Below are 25,579 nucleotides of genomic sequence, written 5' to 3' on the forward strand. Positions count from 1 at the left end.
TTTGTTCTTATAAGTTGATGTTACTTTAAGAATCTCCAAAGATTCATTCATAAGCTCATCTCTCATTATTTTTGAAGCTATATTAACTTCCTGAATTACTTCAGCCAAAATACTGTTTCGTCTGCCTCTTCTACGACAATACAAATTTTAGCATATTTCTCTTTATCTGATCTGGCTCTGCACATTGCTCTGTAATTGGCTGCTACAGAACTTACTGAACGAAAAATCTGCTTTCTGATTACGGATACTTTATCAGAATACGGCAAGTCTGATAAACTATTGATTATATTTATTGCTAAAGTTTTTGTTCTTTGAGCAAAAATCTGATTGTAATTATTTTCCATCATTAATCAATTATCAATAATCATTTATATTATTTACTCATAAGCTGCCACAGCTCATTAATCGTTTCCTTGTCGTCAAAATGATGTTTCACGCCGTTTATTTCCTGATAGGTTTCGTGTCCTTTTCCGGCTACGAGAACGATATCTTTCGGTTCTGCAAACTTTATCGCCATTTTGATGGCTTCTTTTCTGTCCGGAATGGAAGTGTATTTGCTGAAATTCTGAGGTTCAACACCGGCTTCGATTTCTTTGATGATTGATGCCGGATCTTCTGTTCTCGGATTGTCTGAGGTGATGATTGCCAACGTTGATTTTTTCGTGGCAATATTTCCCATTTCAGGTCTTTTTGAATGATCTCTGTCGCCTCCGCATCCGAAAACGGTGATCAGTCGTTCGTTTTTTGTTCTAATATCATTAATGCTGTCCAGAATGTTTTCCAATGCATCCGGAGTGTGTGCATAATCTACGATGAAGAAAATTCCGCCGTCTGATTTAAAGGTCTCAAATCTTCCGGACACTCTTTTTAGTTTGCTGATTGCCTGTAAAATTTCGTCTGATTCAAAACCCAGCTCGGAAGCAATTCCGAAAACCAATAAGAGGTTGTAGACATTGAATTTTCCGGTGAGTGTTGTCCAGAATTCTTTTCCGTTGAAATTCAGCAGCATTCCGTTGAAATCTACTTCCAGTAATCTTCCGTGAAAATCTGCCATTGTCTTCAAAGCATAAGACCTTTTTGTAGCTTTTGTGTTCTGAAGCATGACATTTCCGTTCTTATCATCCACATTGGTGATGGCAACCGCAGAATCTTCCAACTGATCGAAAAATCTCTTTTTCGTTTTCAGATATTCGTCAAAAGTTTTATGATAATCTAAATGATCATGGGTAAGATTGGTAAATCCGGCAATTTTAAAGTGAAGTCCCTCGATTCTGTTTTGGGCAATTCCGTGGGAGCTTACTTCCATAAAAGCGAATTCGCAACCTTCTTCAACCGCCTGAGCTAAAATTTTATTGATGGTAATAACATCAGGCGTGGTGTGTGTTGCCGGAATGATCTTTTCTCCGATTCTGATTTCAACTGTCGAAAGCAAAGCGGAATCATATCCTAAATTTTTAAATACATCAAAAAGCAGGGTAGAAACAGAAGTTTTTCCGTTGGTTCCTGTTACTCCGATTAATTTTAGTTTTTCTGAAGGATTACCGTAGAAATTGGACGCTAAATGACCTAAAGTTTTAGATGAATCTTTTACTTTAATATAGGTAGCATTTTCATCAAGATGTTCTGGGAATTCTTCGCAAACAACTGCTGTTGCTCCTTTTTCCACCGAAGATGCAATAAATGAATGTCCGTCCACAACTGTTCCTCTCATTGCGATGTACAAGGAGTTTTCCGTAACCTTTCTGCTGTCGAATACCAATTCTGAAATTTCACGGCTGTCGTCACCATGAATTTCTAATACCGGAATTCTTTTTAATAAATCATTTAACTGCATTTCTCTTTATTTGTTCCATAAGTTTCACTTACGGTTATTCATATTGAACCCTTCGGGTTCTTTTCTTTTTTTAATTCTGCAGAGACAGATAAATTCTCTGGTTTCTGCTTATGGTTGTGCCTTCTGTCGGGAACTGTTCTTTAATTCTTCCCACCCCCTTAAAATCTACACGGTAGCCTAAGTTTTCCAACTGTGGAATCACATTTTTACCGATCAGTCCTACAACATTCGGCATCTGTTTATTATTTACTGCGACTTTTACGTTAGGTTCTACCATTTTGTTCAGGTTTACCTTTTTGTCGACAAGCATTTCTCTTTCAATATTCTGCGGGGTTTTCAGGAAAGTTTTTCCTGCAATTTCTTTAAACACCGGTGCTGCAACGGTAGCTCCATAAAACCCTTTTGATGTATTCGGCTCGCTGATCATCACATAACAGGTATATTTCGGATTATCAGCAGGATAGAAGCCTGCAAATGACGAGCGGTATTTCATCGGACCAGGAAGCCAGTATTCAAACCTTGCGGTTCCTGTTTTTCCTGCCATTTTTAAATTTGGTGTGAAAATACTTTTTGCCGTTCCTTTTTCAACAGCTTTTGTTAAAGCATTGGTCATCATTTTAATGGCTTTTTCGGATGCCATTTTGTTGACCATTACTTCCGGTTTTGCCGTGTACATTACTTTCCCATCCTTCATAATTTTATCAATAAATAAAGGCTTCAGCATTTTACCGTTGTTTGCGACTCCGTTATAGAAAGTGGCTAACTGCAACAGGTTTATGTTTGTAGAATATCCGTAGGCAATGGATGCGAGAGTTGCGGCATTCCATCTTTTGCTTTCGGGAGTTAAAATTTTTGGTTTTGTGATTCCCGGAAGTTCAATATTCATTTTATCAAATAGCTTCCATCTTCTTAAATGATCTAAGAAAATCTGAGGTTTTTCGGCGTAATATTTTGTAATTAATTTTGCAGAACCTACGTTGCTGGATTTAGCCAGAACATCACTGATGTCATACGTTCCGCCGCCGTGACCGTCCGAAATCCTTTGTTTTGCGTATACCCAGATTCCGTTTCCTACATTTACAGTTGTATTTTCATCGATAAAACCGTCATCCATTGCTGCTAAAAGTGAAATGGTTTTAAAGGTAGAACCCGGTTCTATGTTGTCTTTCAGGGCATAATTATAAGAATCTACATAATCTCCATCGTCAGTTCTTCTTAAATTAACCATGGCGCGGACTTTTCCTGTTTCGGTTTCCATTACAATCACGGTTCCGTGTTTTGCTTCGAAGTTCACGAGTTGTTTCTGTAAAGCGGAATGTGCAATATCCTGAATTCTAAGGTCTAATGTGGTATAAACATCTTCTCCGTCAACAGGTTCCTGCACTTTCCAGTAATCAATCGGCTTCCACTGGGAGGAATTGATTCTCTGCTCCAGTCTTTTTCCGTCTGTTCCTCTTAAATATTTAGAGAAAGCGCCTTCAAGACCTGCTGTGTGAACGCCGTCGTCCATTCCGATGGTTCCGGCTCCAATTTCTGAGGTAGCCAATTCTCTTTTATAGTTTCGGTCTACGATAAAACCTCCTTTGTTTTTGCCTTTTTTGAATATCGGAAATTTGCGGATTCTGTCGTACTGGTCAAAATCTAGTCCTTTAACCAAAGTGTAGTACTGATTTTTCTTTTTTCTCTGCTCATCAAATTTCTTTCTGAATTCTGCTCTTGGCTTTCCGAACATTTTGCTGAGAGAATCTGTTAAAGCACCAATATTGTTCGTATAAATGGTGTCTTTCATCGTTTTGAAATCCAGATAGATGTCGTAACGCATGACGGTTGTTGCCAGAATAGAGCCGTCCGAAGCAAAAAGATTTCCTCTTGCTGCTTTCAGGGTGGCTTCGCGATAGTTTTTGTTGATGTAATCGTCTTTAATTTCCTGAACGTTCGTATTCTGAAGAATAACGATGCGCGCAAGGAACATTACAAACACGCACAAAGCCACCACTGCAAAGAGGTAGCCCCATCGTAACGTTTTTTTACGTTTGTTGTCGTATTCATTTTGCTTTTGCATCTGTACTGTCCAGTTTTATTAGCAATTTATGAGGATGGTTTTCGAGGGTCATTAAAGAATCCCGTGCAACCTCTTTCCCCAGCTCCGATTCCATTTTTACTTTGATCAGCTTACTTTGTGCGTAAGCGTTTCGCGATTTATATTCTTCTGTTTCTTCTTTGAGTGCGTTAACAATTTTAATTTTCTTATTGACGAGGTGATTGCTGTAGATCATTGCCATCATCAATACAAACAACAGCAGAAAATACTTATAATGTATTTTAATCTCATCACGGTTCAGGAAATTTCCTTTTATAATGTCTATAAAAGTTAATTTCTTCTGAGGACGATTTGTTGTTCTTTTTGCCAATTTAAATGTCAATTTGTTTTGCAGTGAATTCACTTTGTGGTAATCGTCAGGTTTTCTGAATTGAACTAAAATTGACGATTCACAATTCACATATTCACTTTTATACTTTTATTCCTGTTCTCATTTTAGCACTTCTGGCTCTTGAGTTTTCTTCAATCTCCTTATCATCGGGAATGATGGCTTTGCTCTTTACCAGCTCGAATGCTTTTTTATAATTTCCGTAAATGTCTCTTTCGGGTTCTCCCTCAAACATTCCGTTTTTCAAAAATCTTTTTACCAGTCTGTCTTCTAAAGAATGGTAAGAGATAACCACCAGTCTCCCTTCGGGTTTTAATACGTTGTATGCCTGAACAAGCATTTCTTTTAAAACTTCCAGCTCCTGATTGACTTCAATACGTATTGCCTGAAACAACTGTGCATAAAATTTATTCACTTTATGCGGCGGAAGATAACTGAAGAGTTTTTTCAGATCTTCTGTTGTATCAATACTTTTTGTTTTTCTGTGATGAACGATATCTCTTGCCAGTTTTCTTGCTTCTCTCAATTCACCGTAATAATAAAAAATGTCGGCAAGCTGCTCTTCATCGTAATCGTTAATCACTCTTTTGGCATCAAGACCCTGCATGACGTTCATTCTCATGTCTAACGGAGCATTGCTTCGTGTAGAAAAACCTCTTTCGGCTTCATCAAACTGATGTGAGGAAACACCCAGATCTGCCAGAATTCCGTCTACCTGAGAAACTCCGTAAATCAACAGGGAGTTTTCCAGAAACCTGAAATTCTGATTGATGAGCGTAAATCTCGGGTCATCAATTGTATTTTTAAGTGCGTCCAAGTCCTGATCGAAACTGAACAGTTTTCCTTTATCCGAAAGTCTGCTCAATATCTCTCTTGAATGGCCGCCGCCACCAAAAGTACAGTCCACATATATTCCGTCTGGATTCGTCACCAAATCATCAACACTCTGCTTCAGCAAAACGGGGTTATGATACATGTTTTAGTTGTGTTTTTTTACGTTTTTACAACGCAGTTATTCTTCTTCGAATGTGCCCATTACATCTTCGGCAAGATTCGCAAAATCGTCTTCACTGATGGAGATTACTTTTTCGTAATCGTCCTTATCCCAGATCTCAAATAATTCTCCTGCACTGGTAATCACAATCTCTTTCTGAAGATTTGCAAAAACAGTAAGGTCTTTAGAAATCTGTAACCTTCCGGCGTTATCCAGCTCCGCAATTTTTACACCTGCCGTAAACATTCTAATGAAATCAGCATTCTTTTTAATGAATCTGTTCAGTTTATTAATTTTGCCCATCACTTTATTCCATGCATTCATGGGGTAAACTTCCAGACAGGGTTGGAACACAGATCTTTTGACTACAAACGCCTTGTCGTCGAAGTTTTCCATCTGTTTAATTAAAGAGGAAGGAACTTTTAACCGGCCTTTGTCGTCAATTTTACACTCATATGTTCCAATGAAACTGTTCATTTGGGACAAATTTATATAATAATTTCTAAAATCTCCCACTTTTTCCCACTTTTTCCCTTAATGTTAATAAGTTTTATTAAAGATTTAATTTTGATGGTGTAATGGGTTGATATGTTGGACGTTGATAAACCTCTTATTTACGCCATAATAAATAGATTTTCAAAAAAACAGTTAAAAAAGAGTTTGATATATTATTTTTATTTTAAATTAGGGTAATCAAAATATTTTTGAGGTTTAATTTGTATTTTTGCAAGGCTTTATTAAGGCATTTTATGATATTTAGTACAAAAAAAGAAAAGAAATATACTTTCGTAGAAGCGGGGGAAGGACATCCATTGGTGCTGTTGCACGGGTTAATGGGTGGTTTGAGTAATTTCGATAAGATGGTAGATTTTTTTTCAGACAGGGGATTCAAAGTATATGTTCCTCAGCTGCCGATCTACGATTTGCCGGTACTCAATACTAATCTTACGACTTTAGCAAAATATATTGCCAAATTTATAGAAACCCATATTGAAGCTCCGGTAACGATTGTAGGCAATTCTATGGGAGGGCATGTAGGGCTTATCCTTACCCTGTCCAGACCGGATCTTATTAAAAATCTTGTGCTTACGGGAAGTTCAGGGCTTTACGAAAGAACTTTCGGGGACAGTTTCCCGAGAAAGAATGACCGTTCCTATATAAGAAAGAAAACAGAAGAGGTTTTTTATGATCCTTCTATTGCTACAGAAGATCTGGTAGATGAAGTTTTTGCCGTGGTAAATGACAGAATGAAGGGGATAAAAACGGTGATGCTGGCGAGAAGTGCCATCAAACACAACATGCTGCATGATCTGCCAAAGATTAAAACACCAACCTGTCTGATCTGGGGAAAACAGGATAATGTAACTCCTCCTGAGGTGGCGGAAGATATGCATAAATTTATTCCGAATTCAGACCTGTTCTGGATCGATCACTGTGGTCACGCAGCGATGATGGAAAAGCCGGATGAATTTAATGAAATTCTTTATAACTGGGTAAAAGATAAAGTTTAATTACAATATAAATGACCATTAAGAGCTTTTCTTAATGGTTTGTTTTTCTAAAAATATTCAACAAAATGGTTATTAAAACAGCAACATTTGTAAAGAGCAGCGGAAAATGGCAGGATTGCCCGGAACCGAATCTTCCTGAGTATGCTTTCATCGGAAGATCAAATGTAGGAAAGTCTTCGCTCATCAATGCAATGATGAATCATAAAGATCTGGCGAAAACATCTCAGACTCCGGGAAAAACCCAGCTTATCAACCATTTCTTAGTGAACGAAAACTGGTATCTCACGGATTTGCCGGGTTACGGATATGCAAAAGTTTCGAAATCGATCAGAAAGGATTTTGAAAAGCTCATCACGAATTATATTCTGAACCGAAGAAATCTGGTTAATCTTTTCGTTTTGGTAGATTCCAGACATAAACCTCAGAATATTGATCTGGAATTCATCCAATGGTGCGGTGAAAGCGGAGTTCCGTTTTCCATCGTGTTTACAAAAGCAGATAAGCTAAAGCCGAATGTTGTGATTAAAAATGTGGAGGATTATAAAGCAGAGCTTCATAAAACATGGGAAGATCTGCCGGAATTATATGTAACCTCAGCAGAAAAGAAGGAGGGTGGTGATGAAATTTTAAGTTTCATCCAGAAAACCAATGAATTTTTGATCAATAACAATGTAAGCTTTGATGAGTAATATTATCTGGAAAGTAAAAACCTTCGACGAATTTACGGTTCCTGAACTGTATGCGGTTTTAAAAGCCCGAATTGATGTTTTTGTGGTGGAGCAGAACTGTCCTTATCCGGATTTAGACGGTTATGATCAGAAAGCAATTCACATCTGGGCAGAAGAAGACGGCGAAGTTTTGGCGAACTGCAGGATTTTCGACAAGGGTATAAAATATAATGAAGCTTCAATAGGAAGGGTTTTAACCACAGAGAAGGCGAGAGGAAAAAACTTAGGCAGGCAATTGATCCAATATGCGGTTGAAACGATCGAAAACCGTTTCCGGACTTCTGAAATCAGGATTTCTGCGCAGGATTACCTGCTGAAATTTTATGGAGATTTCGGGTTTGAAGATACGGGAAAAAAATATCTGGAAGACGACATTCCGCATACGGAAATGCTCAGAAAATAAAGAAAAGCGAGGAATTGATTCTTCGCTTTTTTGTTGTTGGATTTTTCGTCAAGACGCAAGAAGCTGAATATATATTTTATAAAAAGCGCAAAGATTTTATCTTTAAACTAATTTCAGAATTAACCGCAAAAGGGACAAAAGATGATGTTAAAGCGAATTTCCAAGATAATTAAAGCACTCAAAAGAATAAAAATCAAAGATTTTTAAAAACTATTGTTTTCTTTTTAATTTGTAATGATCAACTTTAAATAAAAAATTTAATAGATCTTTTGTTCCTTTTGCGGTTAAATAAAAGTTTAAACAGACTTTTTGATAAAATTGATTGAAAAATCTTTGATTTTTTTAACTTATGTGTTCTTTTCTTTCATTTAAGCTTTAAACTTAAACCACTAAAGTATTACCATCTTTTGCACCTTTAGATAAGTTTACTATTTAAATCAACTGTAGTACACTAAAATATGCAGTGCATGAATAAAAATATAATGAGCAACAACTAAAATGTAGTGAGTAATGACAAAAATACAGTGAGCAACAATAAAAATATAGTGAGCAACAACAAAAACATAGTGAGTAATAACAAAAATGGAGTAAGCAATGACAAAAATACAGTGAGCAATGATAAAAATACACTGCGCTAAACTAAAAATACACTGTGCTAAAGCAAAAATGCCGAGAACCGAAATAAAAGCATAGCGGACTAGAATAAAAAGTATAAGAAGTATAATAAAACGGTTGGAGGAAGTCTTATAACTCAATGATGTGGGTTGAGAATCGTATGTAAAAAAAACCATTCTCAGACAGAAGGTCGAGAAAAACATAAAAAAAAGGCTGTTTTCACGAGTTGTGATGCAGCCTCTAATATTTTTATTTTCCGGAAATGGCTTTTAAGATAATAGGTTCCAAATTGGAAGGAAGATCCGCAGATTTGATCTGATAATTTTTAATCTTCATTTCTTTGAACCAGTTTTCCCAGTATTCTTTGATGACGGCTTCTTCGAAAGGATTTCCTTTTTCCGGATTGATTCCTAAGACGATGACTTCGAGATTGTTCAGATTATCATTTGCTTTTACAAAGCCGAATTTATTTTTTTCTATAACTTCTTTAAAGTTGGAAGTCGTAAGATGATTGGCTTTTATGAGTTTGCCGGTAAGATAAGAGGTTTTGCTTCCTTCCGAAAATTTTGTGTTTTCATGGTACATATATCCGTCGGTAAGAATAAATAATATGTTTCTGTGGTCGTTTTTAATGCAGTAATCTTTTACTTTATTTTTAAAAAATTCCCAAATGTCAGAACCTACATAATTTCCGTCTTTTATCGCTGACTGATAGATCGTTGTCGGTAATTCCGAATATTTTTTATCCACCTGATCAAAATAGTTTCTGGGAGTGTTTTTATCAAAGGAAACTTTCAGCTCTTTGGTAAGTTCATTCATTTTCGGATCTAAAGGTTCCGGATTGAAGAAAACCTGCATCTGATCTTCGTAGGTAATGATTTTTTTAGATTTGATGTGGTTTAAAAATCCTTTTTCAATCGCTTTGATGTACTCGGTATCTCTCTGGAAATATTCCATTGTGGGATTCGGGTTCGTTTTAGGATCGATTCTGTCGGATAAATCAATTAAAATACTGACATTAATATTGTTTGAATCAACTACAACAGGATTTTTTGTTCCCTCTTCAGTTTTGCCTGTTTTATCTTTGCAACATGAAGCTAAAGAAATAATCATTAATAAATAAAATATTTTTTTCATATTCTGTAATTTATAAGGATGATAAATAAACAAGGTTCTGATTGTCCGAATTGGCTCCTACAGTTTCCAGATTGGTATTATACGTAGAAATGCATTCATCAATCATGGTCTGTTTTTCCGTTCTGGAAACGGCAATTTTCTCTCCGATAAACGTGATCCAGCCCTGAACATATTCCGAAGCATACAGCTTGTAATCTTTGGTCGGAATAATTACGCCGTCGATAATATTCTGAAGTTCCTCAATTCTTCCTCTTATTTTAATGATGGATTCTTTTATATTTCCGATAGCCGCAAGAATTTCTTCAATTTCTTTCTTTAAAACATTAATTTTTTCCTGAAAAAATTCTACTCTTTTCTGTCTGATTTCCTGTTCGTTTTTAATCTTATCCTTTTCGCGGTGCTCTTTCATTACAAAGTCGAAAACGAGTCCCCAGATAATGTACACGATGAATCCTGCGAAGATAATTTCCCAAAACTGATTTTTGGTAAAAGCAATTTTAAGATCGAATGGAAGAGAATCAAAAGTTTTTTCTACATCATATATTTTTTTTTCAATTTCATACGCTAAAATGACATCAAAAATAAAAGTCACCATAAGTAATAAACCGAGTTTGATATAATTGGCTGTAGTTTTATTCTCTCCAAACATATGGATCAAAAAACCTAATCCAAGAAATACAAAAGGAATTAAAACAACAAAAGCAGCTTCGGTTGAACCATCATTCCAGGCTTTAGCTAATGCCTGTGGATCAAAAACACTTTGTATCACAGTGCTTTTTGCGTCAAAACCTTTAAAGAATGCAGAATAGGAGGTTGAAATATAAAATACTCCTAAATATAAAGTTATCGGGATTAAAAGAAGTAAACCAATGATAAATTTTGCTGAAGCTCCTTTTGTGGCTTTTACATTGTATTTTTCGGGATTTCTGGGAAGATCAATGATTTCTGAGTTTAAGGTTTCAATGGTTTGCTGATGGCTTTCTACTTCCCTGTTTTTGATTTTCAGCTGTTCTTCCTTGGTTTCCTGCGAAACAATGAGTGCTTTAATTTCTGTTTCGCGGTTCTTCTGTTCATTCACATAAGACTCTTTCAGCTGTTGCTGTTTTTCCACCATTTCTTTTTCTTCATTCTGAAATTTCGAGTAAACGGCATCCAGACAGATGGAAAGGGTAGAATGGTTTCCGCTGGTTCGGGAACTGTCCCGATAGCCGGATTCGTGGTAGGTTCTTTTGCGTGTTTCCTCGGAAGACTCTTCCTCAGTATTTACTTCAGTTTTCGGAAGCTGCTCTTCTTTGGGTTCTGCGGGAACAGATTTTAGTTTAAATAAATTTTTTATACTGGTGGTATCCATGATGGTTAGTTTTTGAGTTCATATAAAATTTCACTTTTAGGCTTTCCTGTTCGTATCGCTTCAATGAGGTAATCTACGATGGCGGTTACATTTTCTTCCATAAACCCGAACATCAGAACGTACTTTTGCATCGTGGTATATTCATTCGGGGAAACAATTCCGTCTGCCCAGATCATAACGGTAAGATCGTACAGATAATCTATTTTTTCTTCGATTGTCTGCGGAATCAGCGACTTCATATTGAGAGGGTTCAGAAGGATCTCGTCTAAATTTTTTGATGAAATGCCTCTTTCTTCGGCGCAGTTATAAAGCATTTTCAGTTCAAGGGCACTGAAATCATCATCACAGATCGCCATTTGATACAGCCTTAAGAAATGCGCTTTAAGATGTTCCGTAATGTTGTTATTTTCCATGATTGTCTTCTTCCTTTGGTTTTTTAGGATTAATAATTCGGTCTCTGGATACAGCTCTTTGATGGATGGGAACTGAAGGCTGTGAAGTTTCCCCGGTAATTTCTTCTTCCTTTTTCTGCTCGGTTTTTTCCACGAAACCTATCAGCAGAAATAAAATTCCTGTAACAACATCAATCGGAATCCACACACTTTTCCTTAACAGATAAATGGGAAGCACAGGATTGAAAAGAATAAGGATGATAAGGAAAATTATACTGAAGTAATGCTGCTTAAAGGTTAATGTATTGTACAAAACCAATAAAGCTCCTGCGGAAACAAGGATTCTGAGAAAAGTATAATATTCTATAGGAAGTCTGAAGATACCGATGAAACAGCATAACGCACAGAAGGTGAGAAATGGTTTCATATGCTGTACTATTAAAATCCTGTCCGAAGGTTATATTTGTAATTAAAACGGCTTTCAGACATGAACAGAAATGCAAAAAAATCGATAACGGAAATAATGACAGGAATAAAAGTCCAGCAAAATAACAGGTAAAGAATTCCCATAATGTTCTGCCCCAGATAAAATCTGTGGATGCCTATTCCTCCAAGGAAAAAAGCAAGTAAGGCGGCGGTAGATTTTGATTTCATAATTTTTTTAAACTCGGGATAGAATTTCGTTTTTCTTTGTTTCAAACTCTTCCGGAGAAATAACTCCGCTTTCTTTTAGTCCTTTCAGTTTCTGTAATAAAGCAAAAGGATCTTCATTTTCAATCAATAAAGGTTTCTTCTCCTCCTGAAACATCTGAGGCTGTGTAATAATGGGCGTTGCATTATTTACGGTAACCCCTCCTGCGGAAGCTCTTAAGGTCTCAAGATTTTTTTCTCTTCTTACACCCCGCATTCTTTCTTCCACTTCCTGCGCAAACTGGTATAGCTTTCGGGCTTGGTTTTTAGGCAGGTAATCCATCATATTGGTAAAATGTTGTGTTGTTTTTACCATAAAAGTTGAACCTACAATCCCTTCTTTAATATGGCAGTCTGCAACATCTACCCAGCTGTAATCCTGAAAATCCATAGACAAACCAAAGTTTTTGGGTCTGCAGAAAATAATTCTTCTGTTGGTAAGCGCGATGCAGTCCGGAGATAAATTGAGTACCGGTTTTTTCTGAACGGCAATGTATTCCATAGTTTCCTGCGAGGTGAGCAGACTGTTAATTCTCCCTAAAAGCTTTTCGACGGCTTTTGGATCTTGTTCTTCATTTAAAAATTTTTTTAAGTTCATGATGATATTTTGTTTTTAGTTATTTTACATCTTTATAAAAAACATAACCTTTCTTCCCGGAAGATTTTACTTTTATTTTGTACCATGAACCTTCTTTGGAAAGTGGAATCAGCTTTTCGTTTTTGTAAACTCTTACTAGAACGGGAGATTTCATAGATGGCTTTTCGTAAATATTGGTGGTTGCTATTCCGGTAATGTATCGGTTGGAACTAAGGTCTACGTTTACCTCATCAATAAAAACTTTTGGAGGTTTATTGGATTTTGTTTTTGAAGAAGTATAAGAATCGGAAGTTTTATGCTTTTTAGTTTTTCTTTTCTTTGCTGAACTTCTGCCGGATGAATAACTTTCTGAAGAGCCGCCGCCGCAAACGCCGCAGGTTCCGCCGCTGCTGCAGTGTCCGCACCGTGAACAGTTGGAACACGCTGTACAATTGGCAGAGCCTGTACATCTTCCTTCGTGTCCTATATTGTCGTTTGCTTTAAAGCAAGAGTTTAAAAGAAAAGAACCGAAGGCGATTATGATGAAGGGTATTAGTTTTTTCATGGTTAATTATAATTTTCTAATGTCTGATGAAGCTGATTTCTGTAGTTGTAGATTTCGTCCAGACTGTTTAATAAAACTTTTTCTCCGGCATCTTTTCCGTTGTGGAAAATCTCCAGATATTTATTAGCGGTATTAAAATGCAGTCTGCAAAGCGGTTTTCGGTTGTTGTCGTCGAGTAAAATTCCGAAGTAAGACAACGTGTCTCTGTAAGCAATTCTTGAAGAAGGTATTTTCTCCCGCAGAATGGCTTTTACGATCTGGAAACCTTCCAGTTCTTCTTCTGTGGTTACAATTTTAGACTCGCTGGTTTCATGGATGGGCTGCGAAGTTTTTACATCATCTTCGCGCTGTTCGATCTGTTCATTAATGCTTAAAGCAGATTTTAACCTGAAACTGATGGATTCATTAATAGAAGTCGTTAATGCTTTTTTGGCGTATTCTTTAAACGAGATCATTCGGTTTGCTGTTAACGGCTTTTCGAAGAAACGGTTCACAAGAAGTTTTACCAGTTCATCGGACGGATTTTCAATTTCTTTTTCGAATTCTTTTCTGATGGCTTTGATGTATTTTAAAGCTTCCGCAGAATCCAGAATACTTTCCAGATTGTAGTCTTTTTTGGTGAAGCTTTCCAGAATTTTGATGGAACTGTCTTTCAGATCTTCAATATTGATCGTGAAAAACGGCTTTTCATCCATAATATTGGGCTTTTCCAGATCCGTGTAAAAATTGTAAACAATCCCGTTCGTTAAAACGCCGAATCGTGTTTTGGAAACGTGATAATACCGGTGAAGCTGAGAATTGTGGGCATCTGCACTTTCTTTCCAGTGTTTGCATTCGATGATGAAAATAGGCTCATCATTGTTTTTGATGACATAATCTACTTTTTCGCCTTTCTTGGTTCCGATGTCGCAAACGTGTTCGGGAACCACTTCTGTAGGATTGAAAATATCATATCCTAAAATCTGAATAAAAGGCATCACAAAAGCATTTTTTGTGGCTTCTTCTGTTCCGATCTGGTCTTTTAGCCCGATTACTTTCTGGTGAAGCTGTTCCAGTTTAATTTTAAGATCCATGATTTTATTTTTTTAAAGTTTCATCTGTAATTTCTGCTTCCGGAGCATTCAGTTTTACGGAAGCAATGCCGTTTTCCATTCCGGATTTTGTGCTGTAAAGCTGACTTTTCCCAATGATTTCGCCGTTTCTTGCTTTCAGAACGAAATAATCTTTTTGGTTTACAGCGATTCTTCTGTCGTATCTGAAATCGTACTGAGAGTTAATTTTTACAGATCCGATTCCCTTTAAACACGAAGCTTTCTGAACGTAGCCTTCGCTTGTTAAAATAATTTCACCGTTTGCGGCTTTCAGATTAAACTGATACTCTTTGTTTACTCTTTGCGTGATGACGAATTTTCCCATGGGTGTTGATTTTTATGTGGTATGACATTCTTTAGAGCATGTTTTGCATCCATTCGCTTTTGCATAGTCTTTTTTTGCTTCTTTTACTGCGCTTTCACAACTGTAAAACATGCCTAAATATTTCCTGTTATTCGGATTCGGAAGAAAGATACAGTCTTCATAATGTACTTCATGGTCTCCGTTTTCCTGAGCTTTTGTGTGTACGTAATATCTTTTCATAATAATTATTGTGGTTGTTTTTCTGTTCCAAAAGTATCACGCTTTGATGAGTAATTTTTACGGCTTTCCGTAAAACGGGCAAAAAATAAAAAACCTTTCAACAAAATTGAAAGGCTGTATTGTTTGATTGATATTTTTAGATGATTCCGATGTCTTTACAAAATGCGACCAATTGCTCATTGCTTTTAACACTGAGGTCTTCTTTCAGGCTGTTTAATCTTTTTTCGACACTGCTTAAACTTGACGGGTTGATGTTTTTTTCCTTAAGATGGGTTGGAATATTTTTTTGCAGTACTCCTTTGGAAAGTAGAGAGACAATAACAATATCATAGGCTGAAAATTCATAATTATTGAATTTTTTCATCTCCTGCTTCAGATCAAAAGAAAGGTAGTTTTCTCCTATATAAACGGATGCGATAGATTTTTTCAGGTCTTTGGAATCGTTTCTGGCTTTCTGTACATATCCGTTGATCTGGTAGTCTGAGAAAAGATTTTCGATCACTCCGCTTTTACGTTCCGCCGAAAATACAATGACTTTAAGGTCCGGCTGCAATTCCTTTGCTTTTTTGATGAGGTCTTTACCGTCTTTAAGAGTCTGGGTGTGATGATCTTCCTCATAATAAAGATCTGTAATAAGCAAATCGTAAGGTTGCTTTTCCCGCAGAGCTTTTTGGATTTTTCCTATAGCATCATCACAGTAATATACATAATCTACTATGGGAATATTCAGATCCTCGAGTGTTTTCTGTACGGAAATATTGATGCTTTCATGATCTTCGGCTATTAAAATTTTTTTAAACATGGTTACAAGGTTTAATTAAATATAAAGGTTTAAGACCTCAAAAATAGATGCAATTATAATTCTTCCATTACGGATTCACGTAAAATAACGAAAAACAGTCGATTTTCATTTTTAAATTAAATCAGACCAATATCTTTACAAATTACAATCATCTCGATATTGTTTTTCGCACAGAAGATTTCGCGGAGTTCATTCAGCCTCTTTTCAATCGATCGGATGCTGTATGGTTCCATCCGATGTTCTTTCAGATAAGTCTGAATTTCGTTCTGTTTGCATCCTTTGGAAAGAAGCTCAAGAAGTTTAAGGTCGTACTCATCAAGATCACGGGGAATCTTCCGGATCGCATTTAAAATATCCTGAGACATCACGGTTTCCCCTTTAAATACCTTTCTAATGGTATTCTTAAGTTCTTTTCCGTCATTTCTTGCTTTGCTTACAAATCCGTTAATGTGGTACGTTTTATAAAGATCATCAATTATTTTCGATCGGCTTTCTACCGAAAAAACCACCACTTTAAGATCGGGCTGAATTTTTCTGGCTTCATAAATCAATTCCTGCCCGTTTTTCAGTTTCTGTGCAATATGGTCTTTTTTAAAAGAGAGATCCGCAATCAGCAGATCATAAGGTGCATTTTCTGCGGCTGCAGTTTTCAGTCTTTGAAGAGCTTCGTCACAATATGTTACAAAATCGAAACGCGGAATTAATAATTCTTCTAAGGTACTCATGATTCCCAGATTTGCTACTTCCTGGTCTTCAACAATTAAAGTTTTTCTGAACATAACAAAACGGTTATGAAGAAGGGAAGGAAATATTTACCTTCAGTCCTTTTTCAATTTTTGTTTCAAAAGTAATGTTCCCGCCGATTCCTTCTATGCGGGAAGCCGTATTGCGCAGTCCGTTTTTATAAATAAGGTCTCCGGAAATTCCCACCCCGTTGTCTTTATACTGAATCTCTATATTTTGATCCGCTTTTTCAAATTTTACGGCTACATGACTTGCCTTACTGTGCTTTTTCATGTTAACCATCAGTTCACGGAGTACCTGATAAATTTCTTCTTTTACCGGTGCAGAAATATTTGTCCAGACAGAGGAACTGTTTCCTGCTGTAAAAGTTTTTACACTTGCGTTATTAAAGGATGCGATAAGTTCTGAAATTTCCTGACTGAACTCTTTTTCTTCACCCGCTTTTTCATAAGAAAGATTTCTGGATTTTTCATAGACAAATTCCAGTTCATCCAAAGTTTTTTCACGATCAAAATCTTCCTGATTTTCAATCTTTGCCATTACCTGATAAATCCCATTCGCAACCACATCATGCACTTTTTTCGACATTTTAAGCTGTGTGTTTTTGACTTCGAGCTCTTTTTCCTGTTTTAATTGTTTTTGTCTTTTTATGTACCAGATAAAGCCAAGAATTAAGAGTGATGCTAAAAAAACTAATTTTGCATTGTTTTTTATTTGCTGAACTTCATTATCTGCTTTTAGTTTTTCTCCTTTAGCTCTTTCTCCTTCTAGATCATATCGAATAGTTGCAAATTGATTTTTATCTCTATTTCTTTTTGTTTGGAGACTATCAACTATTGAATTTAATTTTTGAAAATTTGTTAAATAATTTTTAGGATCTAGTGAAATAATTCTTTGTAATGCTAAAATTTGATCACCAAGACTTTTATTTTCGATAGCTTTTTGTAACATCATCTTTGCATAGCTTAAAGAAATATTTTTATCTTTTAACAAATAATAAGTGGATAAGGTTTCGTAACTTGAATTCTGTCCGAAACTGTCATTTTTCTTTTTTCTAATTTCTAAAGCTCTATTTAGTTCAGGTAAAGGATTGTATTTATCATTGCTTAAATATTTTACTTTTGCGAGATTGTTAATTACTTTAGCTAATACACTACTATCTCTTGTATTCATTGCCTTTTCCAAATAATATTTGGCTTCATTAAATTTTCTTTGAGTTATGAGATTATCACCAATATTATTGTAATAAACATATATATTTTTATCGACAGCATTTCTTATTGCTTTTAGATAATATTTATAAGCGTCATCATTGTTTTTTAGATAGTTAGAAGCAATACCTATGTTGTTGTAATTAGCAGCAAGAGTTCTCAACACATTACTGTCCTTTTTATACTTGATAAATTTATTTGCTTCAAAGGAAGTTTCTAAACCACCAAAATAATCTCCTTCATCTGTTTGAATGATCGCCATATTGACTAAAGATCTGCCCACACCTAAAGAGTCATTTTCTTCTAAGAATGAATTTTTGGATAAATTAAAGTAATAAAAAGCAGAATCAATAAGATTTTCCTCTTTGAATTGTTTTGCTTTTTCCAGAAAAGGATTTGTTGTAAGTACTGAAGTATTTATTTGTTGAATATTGTTTTCTTTCTTACAAGAAGTTATGAGAAACAAAATTATTAATATAATTATTCTTTTCATAATGGTTAAGTTTTAAATGCAATGTAACAAAAAGGACAGATTTATGCAATCTGTCCTATCTAAAAATTTTTATGGATTTGTGAAAGGAGGAGGAGTTTGTCCTGTATTTCCGCCTACTGGTCCACCGCTTCCCGGTCCATCCGGATCGACTCCGTCTCCCGGATTGGTTCCCGTTCCCGGATCTGCCAATTGCGTTGTTGACTGTCCGTTATCATTGCTGTTATTGTTACCTGAAGTATTGGCATTATTTTGCCCGAATGCTAAGCCTAATAGCATTAATATAATCTGGATCATTTCCTAAAAATTTTATAAGGGTTTGAAAAATTTTCTTCCTCTCAGGAGGTTAATCCCGAGCTGTACACTGTTAAAATTTTCGAAGCGCTTCTTAAATTTTTTTTGGGAAGTGAACCTTCAAAAACGGAAGAGAAACATCTGCTTCCCAACCCGGAGTTTTCTTCCGTTTTATCTGGTAATTTTTGAAATCAGGTTTTTTTGTTTTTCTTTTTAATTATTTTTTTGTCCCTGATTTCTTTTACAAATATCTGATAGATTTGCTGAAATCTACGGACAGACGATGGACAGCACATAAATGCATAAATGTTTGATTTTTACGGATTACCGTAAATTTGCTGTCCAATTTTTGTCTAATTTGGACAGCAAATAATTAATACCTGAAAATTATGTATGAGAAGAAAAGATTTTTGGTAAATACAGTGTTTGAAACAGCCAAGAATGAGATCCCTCGTGGAAATAAAACTTCTATTTCATCATACCTTAGTTCTCTTTTTGAGGAGCGATATGGTTTTGAAAGAGAAGAACGGGCTTATGTAAGATATTATAAAAGTTTAGTTGAGGAAAATACAGACTATAACATTGATGATGTCGCTTTGGATAATTTAAGTAAATATATCGGATATGATAACTTTAAAGATTTTTGCAATAGGGTAAATTTAAATAATGATGCTTCAAAAACATTGTCACTAAGCTTTAATGAATTATCCGAAAAAATTCTTCAAGTAATTGTTAACGTAACTCCAACCGTTATATTATCAGACATTATCAAGAAAAATGGTTTAGGTATTTTAGAAATGACGTTCGTTTTATTAATGGCAACAGGAGGTGTCGTTTTTTCCAATAATAAGATGCCAAAACCTCTTAGCTGGATGTCGGGATGGGGCTCTCCTGCAACAGACAAACCTTATATGTATTGGGATAAAGACCGATACATGGCAACAGACAGCAGTTCTGTCCATTCTCGTGCTGAGGTTGTACCGATGCGTGATTTTGTATTTATCAATATGAAAAAGATTATGAGACCAGATACACTTACTGTAGACAATGCAATGGGAAAAGTCTGGTATGATAAAAGCAAAAACCATGTGGAATTTTTTACGAGTTTTGGAAAACATCCTGAAAATGAAAAAGCCTTAAAAGATGTTACAGAACACATCCTTGAAACATATGCCGGAAAAAACGCTATACTGGAAGAAGAATAGGTAAAAAATCTATAAATAGCTAACAGAAATTCGGGCGGTTTCCTTTGGAAACCGCCCGAATTCTATGATATTAACGCTATCTGTTTAGCGATATTAAAAATCGTCTGTGCTAAATTTTCTGCGATGACAGATCACGGATAAACAATAAATTATTGTTCATTCAGCATTCCCAATTCGCCGAAATGCTTTTTAAACTTCTGAATTTTCGGTCCTACCACAGCGCTGCAATACGGCTGAGTCGGGTTTTCGTTATAATATCCCTGATGATACTGCTCCGCTGCCCAGAATTTATCGAATTTCGTTACTTCCGTTACATAGGTTCCCTGCCATCTTCCGGATTCTTTGGATTTTTCAATTGCCGCTTCAGCTTTTGCCTTTTCCGCTTCGTCTTTGTAATAAATAACAGAACGGTATTGCGTTCCGATATCATTTCCCTGTCTGTTAAGCTGAGTAGGATCGTGAAGGAAAAAGAAAACATCCATTAACTGTTCGTAAGAAATAACAGCAGGATCGTAAGTGATCTGTACCACTTCCGCGTGTCCGGTTTCTCCGGTGGATACCTCTTCATACGTAGGATGGTCTTTGTGACCTCCCGAGTATCCGGAAACCGCAGACTGTACTCCTTTCAGCATATTGAAACAGCTTTCCACACACCAAAAACATCCGCCCCCGAAAGTAATCTGTTCTAAATTGTTGTTATCCATAAATTAATTATTGTAATTTCTTGTTTTCTCCTGTGAGAGATGGAGAAAAAACCTATCAAAAATAAGGAAAAGTTTTTCAATCAGGCGTTCAAAATTCAAATTGTCATGATAGATGAGACAAATTTTTTCAAACACAATCATCACAAATGTTTTCACAAATAAAAGCCCGAAAATCTGCGTTATCTGCACAATCTGCGTGAAAATTTTAATAATAGTATTGAGGTAGAGTAGAGATCCTTCGACTGCTTCGCGCTCAGGATGATAGCGCTGCAAATTGTTGCTTATAAAGTCCTTGATATTGGCAATGTCGCGCCGAGACAAATATTTTCAAACACAATTCTCAAAAGTATTTTCATCAAATAAAAATCCAAAATCTGCATTATCAGAACAATCTGCGAGATAATTTAATAAAGATATTGAGATAGTATAGAAATCCTTCGACTGCTTCGCGCTCAGGATGGCAGTGCTGCAAATTGTTGCTCGTAGAGATTAGTATCAGCGATGTCATGCTGAGCCTGTCGAAGCATCTCTAAAGATGAAATAAAAACAAAAAAAGCACCCTTAAAAAAGGATGCCTGTATTATTTAAAAATCTTTGCAGACTTTGCGTTAAAAAGTTTAATGGAAATCAGACGCAGATAATCAAAATGTTCCGGTTATTTTTCCCAAACCAAAGCACTTGCGCCTAAAATAGCAGCATCCGCTTCGTCCAGTTCACTGAAAACCAATTTTACCTTGTTTCTGAAGATAGGAAGTAAGTTTCTTTCCATATGAAGTTTCGTAGGTTTTAAAATAAAATCTCCTGCTTTTATGACGCCGCCAAATAAAAGAATGGCTTCCGGAGAAGAGAACATTACAAAATTAGCTAAAGCTTCCCCCAGTTTCTGTCCGGTATACCGGAACACTTCAATAGAAATCGGATCGCCCTGTAAAGCGCATTCGTGAACAGTTTTAGAATTAATGGATTCTTCAGGATACTGATTGAGTAAAGATTCAGGAAATTCGGCTCTCATTTTTTTTGCGGTAATCGCAATTCCTGTTGCCGATGCGTACGCTTCAAGACAGCCTTCAGAACCCGTGCTCCAGTGTTTTCTTCCGCCCGGTTTTACGATGGTGTGTCCCAGCTCTCCGGCAAATCCGTCGTGTCCGTAGATGAGTTTTCCTCCTGCAACAATTCCGCTTCCAACGCCTGTTCCCAGAGTAATCATGATGAAATCTTTCATGCCTCTTGCAGCGCCGAAAAGCATTTCTCCGATGGCTGCGGCATTCGCGTCATTAGTAATGGTACACGGAAGCCCGAATTTTGCCGACATCAGTTCAGCAAAAGGGATGATTCCTTTCCACGGAAGATTGGGAGCCTGTTCTATGGTTCCTGTATAGTAGTTGGCATTGGGAGCACCGACACCGATCCCATCGAAGTTTTTATCTTTTCCGTGGCTTTCGATCAGAGGATAGACCGCCTCGTATAAAGCGTCAATATATTCTTCTACTGTAGGATAGGCTTCTGTACGGATGTTACCTTTTTCCAAAACTTCGCCTCTGTGGTTTACCACTCCAAATTTTGTGTTCGTTCCGCCAATATCAATTCCGAGCGCAACGTTTTTTGACAAATCTACTAATGACATTCTATTCTAAAATTCTAAAAGGTTAAAATTATAAAAAAGATTGTATTCTGAGACGATTAACCAAAGATTTATTTAAAAAAAATATTATGTTGTTTTCGGGGTTTTCTTTTTTCTTCTTCCCCACCAGATCATAAAACCTGTAACGGGTAATGAGGCACATATCAGACTTACAATAAAAGCAATGATCTTTGTGGGAAGTCCCAATATAGATCCGACATGGATATCGTAGTTGGCTCCGACTGTTTTTTCGCCGAAATTTTTGTCTTTCATATCGTGCGTGTGAAGCAGTTCTCCAGAGTTTTCATCAAAGATTAAACTGCTGCTTTTGTGATAGGAATAGGAGAGGTGTTTTACATAGACTTCAAAATTCGGATGTTCGTGGTCATCCATATGTTCGTGTCCGAGATCAATAGAGAAATTATAGGAATCGGGATATTTTGCTTTAACGGTATTGCTTATTTTGTCTAAAGTTCCTTCGGTTCTCCATTCAATCGGTGCTTTTGTTGTGATGGATGAAAAGTCGGGATAAGCGGTTTTTCCTCCTGAAAAGATGAAATATATTGATGACTGAACGAATAGAAAGGCGTAAAATAATCCGGTTATGGAGAAGATTAGCGCGAAAACGGAAGCGTAAAAACCTAAAACATTGTGAAGATCATAGTTTTTTCTTTTCCAGTTTTTTACATTTTTCCATTTGAATGAGAAACGCTGTTTTCTTGCCGCTTTATTTTTAGGCCACCAGAGAATGATTCCGGAAATCAGCATGAATACAAAGATCAGGACAGGAATTCCCACAACATAGGTTCCCCAGGATTGCTTTAAGAGAAAACTCCAGTGGATCATTTTAACGATCTGGAAAAATCCGTTTTTCTCGTCGTACGTTCCCAAAACCTTTCCGCTGTAAGGATTTACATAAGCTACTTTATAGATGGGAAATTCATCAAAATAATTCCAGCCTTTCGGATCATGTTCGTACCAGTAAAAGAGGTAAGACATCTTTTTATCAATCGGAATATTCACCCAATGCACAGGATATTTTTCTTTTACCTGCGCCACCACTGCTTTTTCCAGTGTTCTTATCGGAAGAATCTGTTTCTGATCGATGTTCTGCTCGTTATGATAGATCACTTCTTTTCTTGTTGCATTTTCAATTTCATCCTTGAAAACGTACAATGCTCCTGTTATCGAAATAATGAAGATCAAAAATCCAACTCCAAGACCGAGCCACAAATGCAGTTTTCCCGTCCATTTTTTAAAGGCATCTGGCTTTTTTTTGTGATGATGCTTTTTCCTCATTTTTTATTAAACTTTTAATGAAAGAAAAGTCAGCCTCCGGAAAGGCTAACTTTTATGATTGATAATTAAAATTTATATCCGACAGAAAGTCTGAAGTTTCTCGGGGCTTCTGCCTGATAATAATAGTAGGCTCCGTATGGCGATCCCGAATAAAGATACCTGTTGAAAACATTGAAGACATTAAGTCCGACTCTGAATTTTGTGTTTTCCCACGAAAGTCCTGCATCGAATTTTACATAATCGTCCATGTCTTTCTGCGTTCCGCTATTTGCCCAGTTCCAGCTGCTTCGGTCTGCAAGATAGGTTCCCCCAAAAGATAACCCGAAACCTTCCAGAGTTCCCTGTGTAAAGGTATAGTTCAGCCATCCGTTCATCGTGTGTTTCGCATAGCCCGGAATTCTCATTCCTACAGGATTGCTTACAGGATCATTGGATTCTGTGATTTTGTTTTCCGTGAAAGCATAGTTGAAGATGGCGTTAAATCCTCTTGTGATTTCACCTTTCAGATCAAATTCAATTCCCTGAACTCTTGTTTTACCCAAATCAATGATAAAGTTTTCAAGAGCGCTGTTTGCAGGATCTGCAACCGTAGAATTTCTTTTGATGATGTTGTATAAAGACAATGTAGTGTTCCATTTTCCGCCGAACCAGTCTCTTTTTACCCCCACTTCCATATTGTTTCCGGTAATAGGTTTAGGAATTCCTCCGGTTCTGAAAAATCCTGCCTGAGGAACGAAAGACTGATCGTATAAACCATAGACAGAAGTATTGTCATCAATCGAATAGCTTATTCCGATTCGCGGCGTAATTTTGTCTGCTTCTGCTTTGGTTCCGTAAGAATTTTCTTTCACATTCGTATAACGCGCCGCAAGGGTTAATCTTAAAGCATCATTAAAAAATCCTAATTCATCCTGAATATACAATCCGGTATAGTTTTGTTCAATAGTTCCGTAAGGAGTTGCTCTGCTTTCCAGAGAAGTGCTTGTATCAAACTGTGCATATCCGTTGGAAGGCGGGCTGTATGTTGTGGAATTGATGTTAAAAGGTTTGGCGGCTGTGTCCATATTATGTTTTTGATTCCAGTCTGCCAAATATTTTTTAGATCCGAGATCAAGCCCTGTCAGGATTTTATGCGAAACAGCTCCTGTTTTGAAATAACCGTTCAGAAATACCTGTCCGAATTTCATCACATTGCTGGCTTCCCAGAAATAAAGCGTTCTGATCATGTCTCCATTCGGTAAAAATTGAGAAGGCCAGATGTCGCTTCCCAAGGTATATTCATTCACATAAGTAAGCTGTGAAGTCAGTTTCCAGTTGCTGTTAAATTTATGCTGAAGATTTACATTTACGGTATTATTATCCACTTTGGTGGGTGCAATTCCGGGATCGGTCATGGTGTATTCAACCGGTTTTGTGGCATAACCTTCATAGCTGAAAACGTAGGCAGAACCTACTTCAGACATTTTTGCTTTTTGGTAAATATATTCTGCTGTTAAAGTAGTTTTATCGGTAAGATTTACCTTCAAGGAAGGATTAATGATGTATCTGTCATTAAATTCATAGTCTCTGAAACTGTTTTTATTCTGAGCCATTAAATTTAATCTGAAAGCCACTTTATCTGTAATTTTAGTATCTACATCGGCTTCTCCTCTGTACATATTAAAGCTTCCGAGAGTTACTCTTGCAGAACCGTTTAAAGACTGTCCTGTCGGTTTTTTGGTAACGATATTGTAAATTCCGCTCGGTTCTCCGTTAGACATTAAAAATCCGGATGGGCCTTTTACAAATTCAATGTGGTCTACATACGACATATCTTCGCTAAGCGGTCCCCAGTTTGAAGTTACATTTACTCCATTCATGAAAGCTGCGGCTCTGGAACCTCTCATATTTACTCTGGTGTACATATCTCCCCAGTGTTCTAATCGTTGAGCTCCCGCAACGTTTCTAAGAACACCGTCTCCCAAAGTGGTAACCTGCTGATCTTCCAATGCTCTGTTTGTAATGATAGAAACATTCTGAGGAATCTTGATTAACTCTTCGTCCAGACGTATAGAAGAAGAACCTTCCTTTTCAACATATTTCTTGTAATACTTTCCGTTTACAATTACCTCTTCAATATCATTTCCTTTAATGGAATCTTTTTCCTGAGCAAACGTTAGCATAGAACCTAACAGCGAAGCAAAGATCAGTACATTTTTCATGAAACCCTAAATTTTTATGCAAATATATTGTTTTTAATTATTCTAAATAAATAATAAAATTGATTTTTGTCATAAAAGCAAAAGGAGAGAGCAACAAAAAACCGCTACAAACTGAATTGTAACGGTTTTTAAAGTATGGTTAATAAT

At 36.5% G+C, this 25,579-nt stretch carries 28 protein-coding genes; 4 read left to right on the forward strand and 24 right to left on the reverse strand.

Translation table 11 applies throughout. The features are described 5' to 3' along the window. Positions 1–95 precede the first annotated feature (95 nt). From KKI44_RS14220 to mraZ, 6 genes are all read right to left on the reverse strand, one after another. Positions 96–347, reverse strand: coding sequence for a four helix bundle protein (locus KKI44_RS14220; RefSeq protein ID WP_250902071.1), 252 nt, complete (start codon positions 345–347; stop codon positions 96–98). Between the two features lie 26 nt (positions 348–373). After that, positions 374–1,834 (reverse strand): UDP-N-acetylmuramoyl-L-alanyl-D-glutamate--2,6-diaminopimelate ligase, encoded by a 1,461-nt coding sequence (locus tag KKI44_RS14225; protein ID WP_214587887.1) that lies wholly within the window; start codon positions 1,832–1,834, stop codon positions 374–376. Between the two features lie 70 nt (positions 1,835–1,904). Beyond that, positions 1,905–3,896 carry a penicillin-binding transpeptidase domain-containing protein gene (locus KKI44_RS14230; RefSeq protein ID WP_214587889.1) on the reverse strand — a complete coding sequence of 664 codons (1,992 nt, stop codon included), beginning with the start codon at positions 3,894–3,896 and terminating at the stop codon, positions 1,905–1,907. Further along, positions 3,880–4,245 carry an FtsL-like putative cell division protein gene (locus KKI44_RS14235; RefSeq protein ID WP_100377881.1) on the reverse strand — a complete coding sequence of 122 codons (366 nt, stop codon included), beginning with the start codon at positions 4,243–4,245 and terminating at the stop codon, positions 3,880–3,882. The genes KKI44_RS14230 and KKI44_RS14235 overlap by 17 nt, the downstream gene beginning before the upstream one ends. 100 nt (positions 4,246–4,345) lie before the next feature. Then, positions 4,346–5,239 (reverse strand): 16S rRNA (cytosine(1402)-N(4))-methyltransferase RsmH, encoded by an 894-nt coding sequence (rsmH, locus tag KKI44_RS14240; protein ID WP_214587899.1) that lies wholly within the window; start codon positions 5,237–5,239, stop codon positions 4,346–4,348. A 36-nt stretch (positions 5,240–5,275) separates the two neighbouring features. Further along, entirely contained in the window at positions 5,276–5,734 is a 459-nt protein-coding gene (mraZ, locus tag KKI44_RS14245; protein WP_214587901.1) for a division/cell wall cluster transcriptional repressor MraZ, read from the reverse strand. Positions 5,735–6,006: 272 nt separating this feature from the next. Here mraZ and KKI44_RS14250 point away from each other — a divergent pair, with 272 nt between their 5' ends. The 3 genes from KKI44_RS14250 to KKI44_RS14260 all read left to right on the forward strand — a co-directional run bounded on the left by KKI44_RS14250 (position 6,007) and on the right by KKI44_RS14260 (position 7,899). After that, entirely contained in the window at positions 6,007–6,768 is a 762-nt protein-coding gene (locus KKI44_RS14250; RefSeq protein ID WP_214587903.1) for an alpha/beta fold hydrolase, read from the forward strand. Between the two features lie 65 nt (positions 6,769–6,833). Next, the gene (gene yihA / locus KKI44_RS14255) at positions 6,834–7,457 is read left to right on the forward strand and encodes a ribosome biogenesis GTP-binding protein YihA/YsxC (protein WP_087706970.1); all 624 of its coding nucleotides are present in this window, start codon (positions 6,834–6,836) and stop codon (positions 7,455–7,457) included. After that, a complete protein-coding gene (locus tag KKI44_RS14260) occupies positions 7,450–7,899 on the forward strand; it encodes a GNAT family N-acetyltransferase (protein ID WP_214587905.1) in 450 nt (149 codons plus the stop codon). Before yihA ends, KKI44_RS14260 begins: the two co-directional genes overlap by 8 nt. A gap of 864 nt (positions 7,900–8,763) precedes the next feature. Here KKI44_RS14260 and KKI44_RS14265 read toward each other — a convergent pair. The 14 genes from KKI44_RS14265 to KKI44_RS14330 form a co-directional block, all read right to left on the reverse strand. Then, positions 8,764–9,651: a hypothetical protein gene (locus KKI44_RS14265; protein ID WP_214587907.1), complete on the reverse strand. Its 888-nt coding sequence runs from the start codon at positions 9,649–9,651 to the stop codon at positions 8,764–8,766. A 10-nt stretch (positions 9,652–9,661) separates the two neighbouring features. Further along, positions 9,662–11,002 carry a beta-carotene 15,15'-monooxygenase gene (locus tag KKI44_RS14270; protein ID WP_214587908.1) on the reverse strand — a complete coding sequence of 447 codons (1,341 nt, stop codon included), beginning with the start codon at positions 11,000–11,002 and terminating at the stop codon, positions 9,662–9,664. Between the two features lie 5 nt (positions 11,003–11,007). Beyond that, a complete protein-coding gene (locus tag KKI44_RS14275; RefSeq protein WP_076391200.1) occupies positions 11,008–11,415 on the reverse strand; it encodes a hypothetical protein in 408 nt (135 codons plus the stop codon). Then, the gene (locus tag KKI44_RS14280; RefSeq protein WP_214587915.1) at positions 11,405–11,821 is read right to left on the reverse strand and encodes a DUF6804 family protein; all 417 of its coding nucleotides are present in this window, start codon (positions 11,819–11,821) and stop codon (positions 11,405–11,407) included. The genes KKI44_RS14275 and KKI44_RS14280 overlap by 11 nt, the downstream gene beginning before the upstream one ends. An 11-nt stretch (positions 11,822–11,832) precedes the next feature. Next, positions 11,833–12,048: a TM2 domain-containing protein gene (locus tag KKI44_RS14285; RefSeq protein WP_076391204.1), complete on the reverse strand. Its 216-nt coding sequence runs from the start codon at positions 12,046–12,048 to the stop codon at positions 11,833–11,835. Between the two features lie 7 nt (positions 12,049–12,055). Next, a complete protein-coding gene (locus KKI44_RS14290; protein ID WP_214587917.1) occupies positions 12,056–12,682 on the reverse strand; it encodes a PH domain-containing protein in 627 nt (208 codons plus the stop codon). A 19-nt stretch (positions 12,683–12,701) separates the two neighbouring features. Further along, positions 12,702–13,226: an SH3 domain-containing protein gene (locus KKI44_RS14295; RefSeq protein ID WP_214587919.1), complete on the reverse strand. Its 525-nt coding sequence runs from the start codon at positions 13,224–13,226 to the stop codon at positions 12,702–12,704. Positions 13,227–13,228: 2 nt separating this feature from the next. Further along, the gene (locus KKI44_RS14300; protein ID WP_214587920.1) at positions 13,229–14,299 is read right to left on the reverse strand and encodes a type I restriction endonuclease; all 1,071 of its coding nucleotides are present in this window, start codon (positions 14,297–14,299) and stop codon (positions 13,229–13,231) included. A gap of 4 nt (positions 14,300–14,303) precedes the next feature. Next, the gene (locus KKI44_RS14305) at positions 14,304–14,642 is read right to left on the reverse strand and encodes a YegP family protein (protein ID WP_214587921.1); all 339 of its coding nucleotides are present in this window, start codon (positions 14,640–14,642) and stop codon (positions 14,304–14,306) included. 12 nt (positions 14,643–14,654) lie between these two features. Next, on the reverse strand, positions 14,655–14,861 hold the full coding sequence (locus KKI44_RS14310; protein WP_214587922.1) for a hypothetical protein: 207 nt from the start codon (positions 14,859–14,861) through the stop codon (positions 14,655–14,657). 136 nt (positions 14,862–14,997) lie between these two features. Then, positions 14,998–15,663: a response regulator gene (locus KKI44_RS14315; protein WP_214587923.1), complete on the reverse strand. Its 666-nt coding sequence runs from the start codon at positions 15,661–15,663 to the stop codon at positions 14,998–15,000. 116 nt (positions 15,664–15,779) lie between these two features. After that, a complete protein-coding gene (locus tag KKI44_RS14320) occupies positions 15,780–16,442 on the reverse strand; it encodes a DNA-binding response regulator (protein ID WP_214587925.1) in 663 nt (220 codons plus the stop codon). Positions 16,443–16,452: 10 nt separating this feature from the next. Then, entirely contained in the window at positions 16,453–18,111 is a 1,659-nt protein-coding gene (locus KKI44_RS14325; RefSeq protein ID WP_214587927.1) for a tetratricopeptide repeat-containing sensor histidine kinase, read from the reverse strand. 69 nt (positions 18,112–18,180) lie between these two features. Then, positions 18,181–18,405 carry a hypothetical protein gene (locus tag KKI44_RS14330; protein ID WP_214587929.1) on the reverse strand — a complete coding sequence of 75 codons (225 nt, stop codon included), beginning with the start codon at positions 18,403–18,405 and terminating at the stop codon, positions 18,181–18,183. 386 nt (positions 18,406–18,791) lie between these two features. On the opposite strand from KKI44_RS14330, the gene KKI44_RS14335 reads away from it, so the two are divergent. Next, entirely contained in the window at positions 18,792–19,607 is an 816-nt protein-coding gene (locus KKI44_RS14335) for a hypothetical protein (protein ID WP_214587930.1), read from the forward strand. 149 nt (positions 19,608–19,756) lie between these two features. On the opposite strand, the gene msrA is transcribed toward KKI44_RS14335, so the two are convergent. From msrA to KKI44_RS14355, 4 genes are all read right to left on the reverse strand, one after another. Then, a complete protein-coding gene (gene msrA / locus KKI44_RS14340) occupies positions 19,757–20,311 on the reverse strand; it encodes a peptide-methionine (S)-S-oxide reductase MsrA (RefSeq protein ID WP_214587933.1) in 555 nt (184 codons plus the stop codon). A 655-nt stretch (positions 20,312–20,966) separates the two neighbouring features. Next, complete coding sequence (locus tag KKI44_RS14345; protein WP_214587934.1) at positions 20,967–21,935, reverse strand: ROK family protein; 969 nt, start codon at positions 21,933–21,935, stop codon at positions 20,967–20,969. A gap of 84 nt (positions 21,936–22,019) precedes the next feature. Continuing rightward, the gene (locus KKI44_RS14350; RefSeq protein WP_214587936.1) at positions 22,020–23,231 is read right to left on the reverse strand and encodes a PepSY-associated TM helix domain-containing protein; all 1,212 of its coding nucleotides are present in this window, start codon (positions 23,229–23,231) and stop codon (positions 22,020–22,022) included. A 65-nt stretch (positions 23,232–23,296) separates the two neighbouring features. After that, complete coding sequence (locus KKI44_RS14355) at positions 23,297–25,432, reverse strand: TonB-dependent siderophore receptor (RefSeq protein ID WP_214587938.1); 2,136 nt, start codon at positions 25,430–25,432, stop codon at positions 23,297–23,299. Between the last annotated feature and the right edge of the window lie 147 nt (positions 25,433–25,579).

The organism is Chryseobacterium sp. ZHDP1, from assembly GCF_018603435.1.
Lineage (GTDB): Bacteria > Bacteroidota > Bacteroidia > Flavobacteriales > Weeksellaceae > Chryseobacterium > Chryseobacterium indicum.